Annotated in this window: 7 protein-coding genes and 2 pseudogenes; 5 read left to right on the top strand and 4 right to left on the bottom strand. The window is 73.1% G+C overall.

Annotated features, from left to right (window positions below):
• Positions 1–4 precede the first annotated feature (4 nt).
• From ABZ193_RS08155 to ABZ193_RS08165, 3 genes and pseudogenes are all read left to right on the top strand, one after another.
• Positions 5–121 (top strand): annotated as a pseudogene (locus tag ABZ193_RS08155) (transposase); the annotation flags it as partial.
• 73 nt (positions 122–194) lie between these two features.
• Positions 195–290, top strand: a pseudogene (locus tag ABZ193_RS08160) (IS5/IS1182 family transposase); the annotation flags it as partial.
• A gap of 139 nt (positions 291–429) precedes the next feature.
• Positions 430–846, top strand: coding sequence for a hypothetical protein (locus tag ABZ193_RS08165; protein WP_020417012.1), 417 nt, complete (start codon positions 430–432; stop codon positions 844–846).
• 44 nt (positions 847–890) lie between these two features.
• On the opposite strand, the gene ABZ193_RS08170 is transcribed toward ABZ193_RS08165, so the two are convergent.
• Positions 891–1,967 carry an epoxide hydrolase family protein gene (locus tag ABZ193_RS08170; RefSeq protein WP_354709350.1) on the bottom strand — a complete coding sequence of 359 codons (1,077 nt, stop codon included), beginning with the start codon at positions 1,965–1,967 and terminating at the stop codon, positions 891–893.
• A gap of 62 nt (positions 1,968–2,029) precedes the next feature.
• Here ABZ193_RS08170 and ABZ193_RS08175 point away from each other — a divergent pair, with 62 nt between their 5' ends.
• Together ABZ193_RS08175 and ABZ193_RS08180 are read left to right on the top strand one after the other, a co-directional pair.
• Positions 2,030–2,983, top strand: a complete 954-nt coding sequence (locus ABZ193_RS08175; RefSeq protein WP_354709351.1) for a YafY family protein — start codon at positions 2,030–2,032, stop codon at positions 2,981–2,983.
• Entirely contained in the window at positions 2,980–3,363 is a 384-nt protein-coding gene (locus tag ABZ193_RS08180; protein WP_354709352.1) for a hypothetical protein, read from the top strand. Before ABZ193_RS08175 ends, ABZ193_RS08180 begins: the two co-directional genes overlap by 4 nt.
• Positions 3,364–3,524: 161 nt before the next feature.
• Here the strand turns inward: ABZ193_RS08180 and ABZ193_RS08185 are convergent, their stop codons facing one another.
• From ABZ193_RS08185 to selA, 3 genes are all read right to left on the bottom strand, one after another.
• Complete coding sequence (locus ABZ193_RS08185) at positions 3,525–4,004, bottom strand: hypothetical protein (RefSeq protein WP_020417016.1); 480 nt, start codon at positions 4,002–4,004, stop codon at positions 3,525–3,527.
• A gap of 72 nt (positions 4,005–4,076) precedes the next feature.
• The gene (locus tag ABZ193_RS08190; RefSeq protein ID WP_354709353.1) at positions 4,077–5,774 is read right to left on the bottom strand and encodes a SelB C-terminal domain-containing protein; all 1,698 of its coding nucleotides are present in this window, start codon (positions 5,772–5,774) and stop codon (positions 4,077–4,079) included.
• Positions 5,762–6,677, bottom strand: a 916-nt coding sequence (gene selA, locus ABZ193_RS08195) for an L-seryl-tRNA(Sec) selenium transferase (RefSeq protein WP_354709355.1), incomplete at its 5' end; no start/stop codon positions are given. The genes ABZ193_RS08190 and selA, both read right to left, overlap by 13 nt.

Below are 6,677 nucleotides of genomic sequence, written 5' to 3' on the forward strand. Positions count from 1 at the left end.
AGTATTGGCGGATCGGGCGTGGGCGCGGATCGAGCCGTTGTTGCCGGTGTCGGGGCGGGGTCGGCGGTGGCGGGATCACCGGCAGGTGCTCAACGCGATTCTGTGGAAGCCACGCACCGGCGCTCCGTGGCGTCTGCGGGCGCCCGGAAAAAGGGGGCTGCGCCCCCGCCGTCGAGGCGCTCGCGGTCGACGGGGAAGGACTCGGACGCTCCCGCGGAGGACTGAGCACCACAATCCACCTCGCCGTCGATGGCCGCGGGCTGCCGATGCGGGTGCTGCTCACCGGCGGCCACGCCGGCGACAACCCACAACCATTGCGACTGCTCGACGGCATCGCGGTCGCCCGAATCGGACCAGGCAGACCGCGATGCCGACCCGATCGTGTGGTCACGGACAAGGCCTACTCGCACTGGCGAAGGGGTTTCCCACATGCGTGCGCGACGCTCGTTGTTCGTTGCCCTGGCCACCTCGATCGGCGCGGTGCTCGCGCTGCTCGTCCCGGGAACGGCCGCGGCTTCGGACTACAACATCGCGACGGCCTCGAACGGCCCGAGCGGCAACTACTGGTACTACTGCGTGACGGACACCGGGGTGGAGGGCTGCTACCAGCCCTACGGCGACCTGTTCTACGTCCGCGACACGAAGGCGAACGGGCAAGCGGCCGAGGTCCGCTGGTACAACAACCTGAACGGGGCGCCCTACCGTCAGGGCACGTGCCGGAACAACCTCGGCTCCGGCCACTGGGGCGTGTGCGACAAGGACTTCCGCGAGGACAGCACGATCCGCTTCGGGGTCGACGGCGTGGGCAACGACGCGCGCCTGTACTCGCCGACGCTCTACGCCTGACGCCGCGGCCGGACCGCGGACCCGCGGTCCGGCCCGTCTGCGACCTAGAGCGAGCCGAAGAACTGCCGGATGTCCTGCGCCAGCTCCGCGGGGGCCTGGTGCGCCGCGTAGTGGCCGCCGACCTCGTAGGTGTGCCAGCTGACGATGTTCTTGTGGTCGCGCTCGGCGAAGCGGCGGATGGACTGGAAGTCGTTCGCGAAGCCGGCCAGCGCCAGCGGCACCGTGGTCGGCTCGGCGGGCGGTTCCGTCTGCGCGTCCTCCCAGTAGAACCGCATCGAGGACGCCGTCGTGCCCGTCAGCCAGTAGATCGCCAGGTTCGTCACCACGAAGTCATCGTCCAAGCCGGCGAGCAGCTGGCCGTTCCACCCGGCCAAGCCGGCCGGCGAGTCGGCCAGTGCGTGCGCCAGCGTCTGCGGCTGCTGGGCCTGCAGCTGGTTGAACGCGCCCATCTTCGACCAGAACCACTGCAGGTGCTCCAGCGCGGCACCCTCCTCGGGCGTCAGGTCGGCCATCTCGGCGGGATCGCCCGACGGGAACGAGAAGATCTGCGTGACGTGCACACCGACGACGTGCTCCGGGTCCACCCGGCCGACCTCGGGTGAGATCAGCGAGCCGCCGTCGTTGCCGACCGCGCCGTAGCGCTCGTAGCCGAGGCGGGCCATCAGCTCCGCCCACGCCTTCGCGACCCGGTACCGGTTCCAGCCGCGCTCGCGGGTCGGGCCGGAGAAGCCGAACCCCGGGATCGACGGGATCACCAGGTGGAAGTCGCGGGACAGCGGCTCGATCACGTCGAGGTACTCCACGATCGAACCGGGCCAGCCGTGCGTGAGGATCAGCGGCAGCGCGTCCTCGCGCGCCGACCGGACGTGCAGGAAGTGGACGTTCTGGCCGTCGATCTCGGTGGTGAACTGCGGATAGGCGTTCAATCTCGCTTCGAAGGCGCGCCAGTCGTAGCCGTCGCGCCAGTACTCGACCAGCTCACGCACGCGGGCGACCGGCACGCCGTAGTCGTCGCCGCCGTCGGCGAGTTCTTCGCTGAACCGGGTGCGGGCGAGGCGGTCGGCCAGGTCGTCCAGGTCGGCCTGCGGGACGTTGATGCGGAAGGGCTTGATCTCGGTCATGACACCAAGCTAGGCGGCCAATAGGAAGACTTCGTTCCTATTGATCCGGCAGACTCGGAAAAATGCTGGAGACCTCCGCCCGACTGCTCCGCCTGCTGTCCCTGCTGCAGACACCCCGCGACTGGACCGGCGCCGAACTCGCCGAACGCCTCGAGGTGAGCACCCGCACCGTCCGCAACGACGTCGAGCGGCTGCGCAACCTCGGGTACCCGGTGCACGGCACGCGCGGCTCGGTCGGCGGCTACCGGCTGGGCGCGGGCGCCGCGCTGCCGCCGCTCCTGCTCGACGATGAGGAGGCCGTCGCGGTCGCGATCAGCCTCCGCACAGCGGCCGGCTCCCTCACCGGCGTCGAGGAGACGGCATTGCGCGCGCTGGCGAAGCTGGAGCAGGTCCTGCCGTCGCGCTTGCGACGCCGCGTGCAAGCGCTGAGCACCTACGCCGTTCGTGCGCCTGCCGACAGCGAAGGCCCGCGCGTGAGCGCCGAAACCTTGAGCCTCCTCGCCGCCGCGTGCCGCGACCACGAGCGGCTGCGGTTCGACTACACCGGGCACGACGGCACGACCGGTCGGCGCGTGGCGGACCCGTACCGGCTGGTGAACTGGGGAAGCCGCTGGTACCTCGTGGCGTGGGACTGCGACCGCGGCGACTGGCGCACGTTCCGGGTGGACCGGATGGAGCCGAAGATCCCGTCCGGCCCGCGGTTCACCCCGCGTGAGCTGCCCGAAGAAGTGACCGACCGGGTGCGCCGCGGGGTGTCGGCGGCGGCGTGGCGGCACCGCGCGGAGGTGACCGTGCACGCTCCGGCGGAGGTGGTACGTGAACGGATCAACCCGGCGGTGGGCACGGTCGAGGCGATCGACGCGACGACGTGCGTGCTGCACACCGGCGCGGACACCGTGCAGAGCATCGCCGTGCACCTGGGTCTGCTGGACCTGGATTTCACCGTGACCGGGCCGCCGGAACTCGTCGATCGGCTGCGGGTCCTGTCGCGGCGCTACCGGAAGGCCGTGTCGTGAAACCGTTCCAGACCAGGCGTCTCGCGGACGCCGTCGAGGTGACCGCACCGGACGGCTCCGCGGTCCGTCCACTGTGCACATTGCCGGGCGTGGCGAGTTTCGCGCACTTCGCGCTGGAGCCGGATCAGGTGTCGCGGGCCGTTGCGCACGCGACCGTGGAGGAGATCTGGTACGTCGTCGGCGGCAGCGGCCGGATGTGGCGCAGGCAGGGCACGCGCGAGGAGGTCACTGAGCTGGCGCCCGGGGTGTGCTTGACGATCCCGCTCGGCACGGCGTTCCAGTTCCGGGCGGGCGCGGACGGGCTGACGGTGGTCGCGGTGACGACGCCACCGTGGCCGGAGAGCGACGCGGAGGCCGCACCGGTGTCCGGACCGTGGTGACTGTCGACTCGCCGCGACCGTGCGAGGCGCCTTCGATCGCGCCGACCTGGCCGCAGCACTCGATCACGCTGGCCGCGCGCAGGAAGCTCCGGCGTCACGTGGACGCCGGAGCCACCGAGTTCGCCGCCGCTATCGCCGCATCGCCGGCGGAGCCTGAACTCCTAGTACCGGTCCGTGGTGTACGGCGTGCCGCTCTCGATGCTCGGGCTGACCCGCGGGTCGCGGCCCTCCTGCCCGGGCACCGGCGAGACGACCGGGTCGTTGAGCGAGTGGTCCGCCGGGCGCGGGGCGTTCATCCGCGTGTTGATCTGCTCGACGACCTGTTCCTCGCGCTGGCGCGACAGCACGGCGATGGTGATGCCGTGGGCCAGCGCCAGCACCAGCAGGAACACGCCGATGCGTCCCACGATCGCCGTCGGCGTGGTGCCGCCGGGGAAGTCGATCGTCGAGATGAGCGCGAGCACGCCCAGCGTCGCGATGTGGAACAGCACCGCGACCAGCCGGGCCATGGACGCCCCCGATTCCGATTCGCCCTGCCCGTTCGCCAGGTACCGCTTCCCGCTGTGGTAGACGAACTGACCGTCGACCAGGACGATCAGCGCGCCTATCACGAGGAAGGCCACATAGGCGTTCGTGTCCATGACGAGCTCCTCTCCTCACCGTGAGTCGAGTACCCGTCACGCTTCCGAGCGAAACCCGCGTGTCGTGGCAGCTCAGCGCAGGTGGCGCCGCGAATCCGGGGTCCGGGCGGTGATCGCGCGGGCGTCGAGCAGCTCCAGCAATGGCACCGCGACCCGGCGGGTCGTGTCCAGCGCTCGCCGGGCCTCGCTGACCGTGAACGGCTGCGGCAGCGTCCCCAGCACCTCGGCGGCCCGCGGAACCGCGTCGGGGCCGAGGAACACCCCGTCGGCGATCCGGGTCAGCCGCCCGGCGCGCACCGCCGCCGCCAGTTCCCGCGCGCCCAGCCCCAGCTCGGTGAGGTCGTCGGCCTCGGGCGCGCGGAACGGCTGCGACCGGAACCGCTCGTCCAGCCGCGCCAGCGCGGACAGCACCGGCGCGGGCAATCTCGCACCCGGCCGCCGCACGAGACCGTCGGCGATCACCAGCCCGGTGCCGTCCAGCGCGGCCGGCACCAGTTCGGCCGCGGGTAGCCCGGCCGCCTGGCGCAACGCCTCCACCGGCATCCCGGCCGCGACGGGGTTGCGAGATGACCACTCGTCGAAGCGCGACAGCGCCTCCTCGCGCGCCCGCGCGAGGGCCGCGTCGTCCACGACCCACTCGCCGATCCGCTTGCCCGTCAACGGGAATCCCATCGCCCGCAGCTCGCTCGCGCGGGCGATCGGCGGCGGCGCCACCCGCCCGGCGGCCAGCTCCGCCGCCCGCGCACGCGCCGCACCACGACGCCGCAGTGGCGGCGGCCGCACGTCCAGCACCGTGATCCCGGCCGCGATCCGGTGCTCGCCGGGGTCCCGCAGCAGTCCGGTGTCCCCGATGCGCAACGGCAGCGGTTCCCGCAACCGCAGCCGCGCCGCGTCCGTCCCCAGTGGACGGACATGCACCGGGACCGCCGCCGCGCCGAGGTGCAGCACCAGCTCCCGGTGCAGCTCCCCCTGCGCGCGCACCGCGACGTCCACCTCCGAGGTGTGCACCCACGCCCCCGGCGTCAGCAGCGCGTCCCCGCGCCGCACCCGGTCGCGGTCCACCCCGCGCAGGTTCACCGCGACCCGCGCCACCGCGGTCACCTCGGTTTCCGACGCGCCGAGCGACTGCAGCCCGCGGACGGTCACCCGCTCCCCGGCCAGCTCCAGCTCGTCCCCCGCACGCAGGGTGCCGCCGGCGAGCGTCCCGGTCACCACCGTGCCCGCGCCGCGCACCGTGAACGCCCGGTCCACCCACAGCCGCACGTCCGCCGCCGGATCCGGCGCGGGCAGCCGGTCGACGAGCGCGCACAACGCCCTGCGCACCGGCTCCAGGTCCCCGCCGCGCCCGATCGACACCACGTCGCAGCTCCCGAGGACCGCCAGGTGGGAAAGCGCTTCCGCGGTCGCGGGCCCGGGATCGGCGAGGTCGGCCTTGGTCACGACGAGCAGCGCGTGCCGGACGCCGAGCGCGTCGAGCGCCGCCAGGTGTTCCGCCGACTGCGGCATCCACCCCTCGTCCGCAGCGACGACGAACACCACGGCGGGCACCGGGCCGACCCCGGCGAGCATGTTCGGCACGAACCGCTCGTGCCCAGGCACGTCCACGAACGCGAGCCGCCGCCCGTCGATCTCCGTCCAGGCGAACCCCAGCTCGATCGTCAGCCCCCGGCGCTGCTCCTCCGCGAGCCGGTCGGGCCAGGTGCCGGTGAGCCGCTCGACCAGCGTCGACTTGCCGTGGTCGACGTGCCCCGCGGTCGCTACGACGTACACGCGCGCACCGCCGCGAGCAGCAGTTCGTCCTCGTCCGGGCCGACCGTGCGCAGGTCCAGCAGGCACCGGCCGTGCTCGACCCGGCCCACCACCGACGGCGTCCCGGTGCGCAGCGGCTCCGCCAACGACTCCGGCAGGCTCACCGCGACCGACGGCAGCTCCACCCCGGGCGCCCCGCCGCCACCGACCGCCGAACGGCACGACACCACGCTCGCACCGGGAATCCGCGAGGCCAGCGCGTCCGCCCTCCGGCGCAGTTCCGCCACGTCGGCGACCAGGGCCCGCGCGACCGGCGGTTCGGGCCCGCGCAAGGTCGCCTCCAGCGCGGCGAGAGTCAGCTTGTCGACGCGCAACGCCCGGGCGGCGGGATGCCTGCGCAGCCGCTCCACCAGCTCGGCCGAGCCCAGCAGCAGCCCGGCCTGCGGGCCCCCGAGCAGCTTGTCACCGCTCGCGGTCACCAGATCGGCGCCGTCGCGCAGGACCGTGGTGGCGTCCGGCTCGTCCGGCAGGACCGGGTGCGGCGCGAGCAGCCCGGACCCGATGTCGACGACCAGCGGCACGTCCAGCGTGGCGAGCTCGCGCACCGACGCCTCCGCGGTGAATCCGGTGACCCGGAAGTTCGACGGGTGCACCTTCAGCACGAAGCCGGTGTCCGGGCCGAGCGCCGCGGAGTAGTCACGCAGGCCGGTCCGGTTCGTGGTGCCGACCTCGCGCAGCCGCGCGCCGGTGGACGCCAGCAGCTCGGGAATGCGGAACCCGTCGCCGATCTCGACCAGCTCGCCGCGGCTGATCACGATCTCCTTGCCGGGCGCCAGCGCGAGCGCGGCCAGCAGCAGCGCCGCGGCGTTGTTGTTCACCACGTGCACCCCGCCCGCGGCCGGCACCGCCTCGGCGAGCGCGGCC

It is taken from the genome of Amycolatopsis sp. NPDC006125 (assembly GCF_040614195.1).
Taxonomy (GTDB): domain Bacteria; phylum Actinomycetota; class Actinomycetes; order Mycobacteriales; family Pseudonocardiaceae; genus Amycolatopsis_E; species Amycolatopsis_E tucumanensis.

Excerpts from the sequence above, each read along its gene's own strand:
- ABZ193_RS08165 (WP_020417012.1), top strand. The coding sequence starts at position 430 with ATGCGTGCGCGACGCTCGTTGTTCGTTGCCCTGGCCACCTCGATCGGC.
- ABZ193_RS08170 (WP_354709350.1), bottom strand. The coding sequence starts at position 1,967 with ATGACCGAGATCAAGCCCTTCCGCATCAACGTCCCGCAGGCCGACCTG.
- ABZ193_RS08175 (WP_354709351.1), top strand. The coding sequence starts at position 2,030 with ATGCTGGAGACCTCCGCCCGACTGCTCCGCCTGCTGTCCCTGCTGCAG.
- ABZ193_RS08185 (WP_020417016.1), bottom strand. The coding sequence starts at position 4,004 with ATGGACACGAACGCCTATGTGGCCTTCCTCGTGATAGGCGCGCTGATC.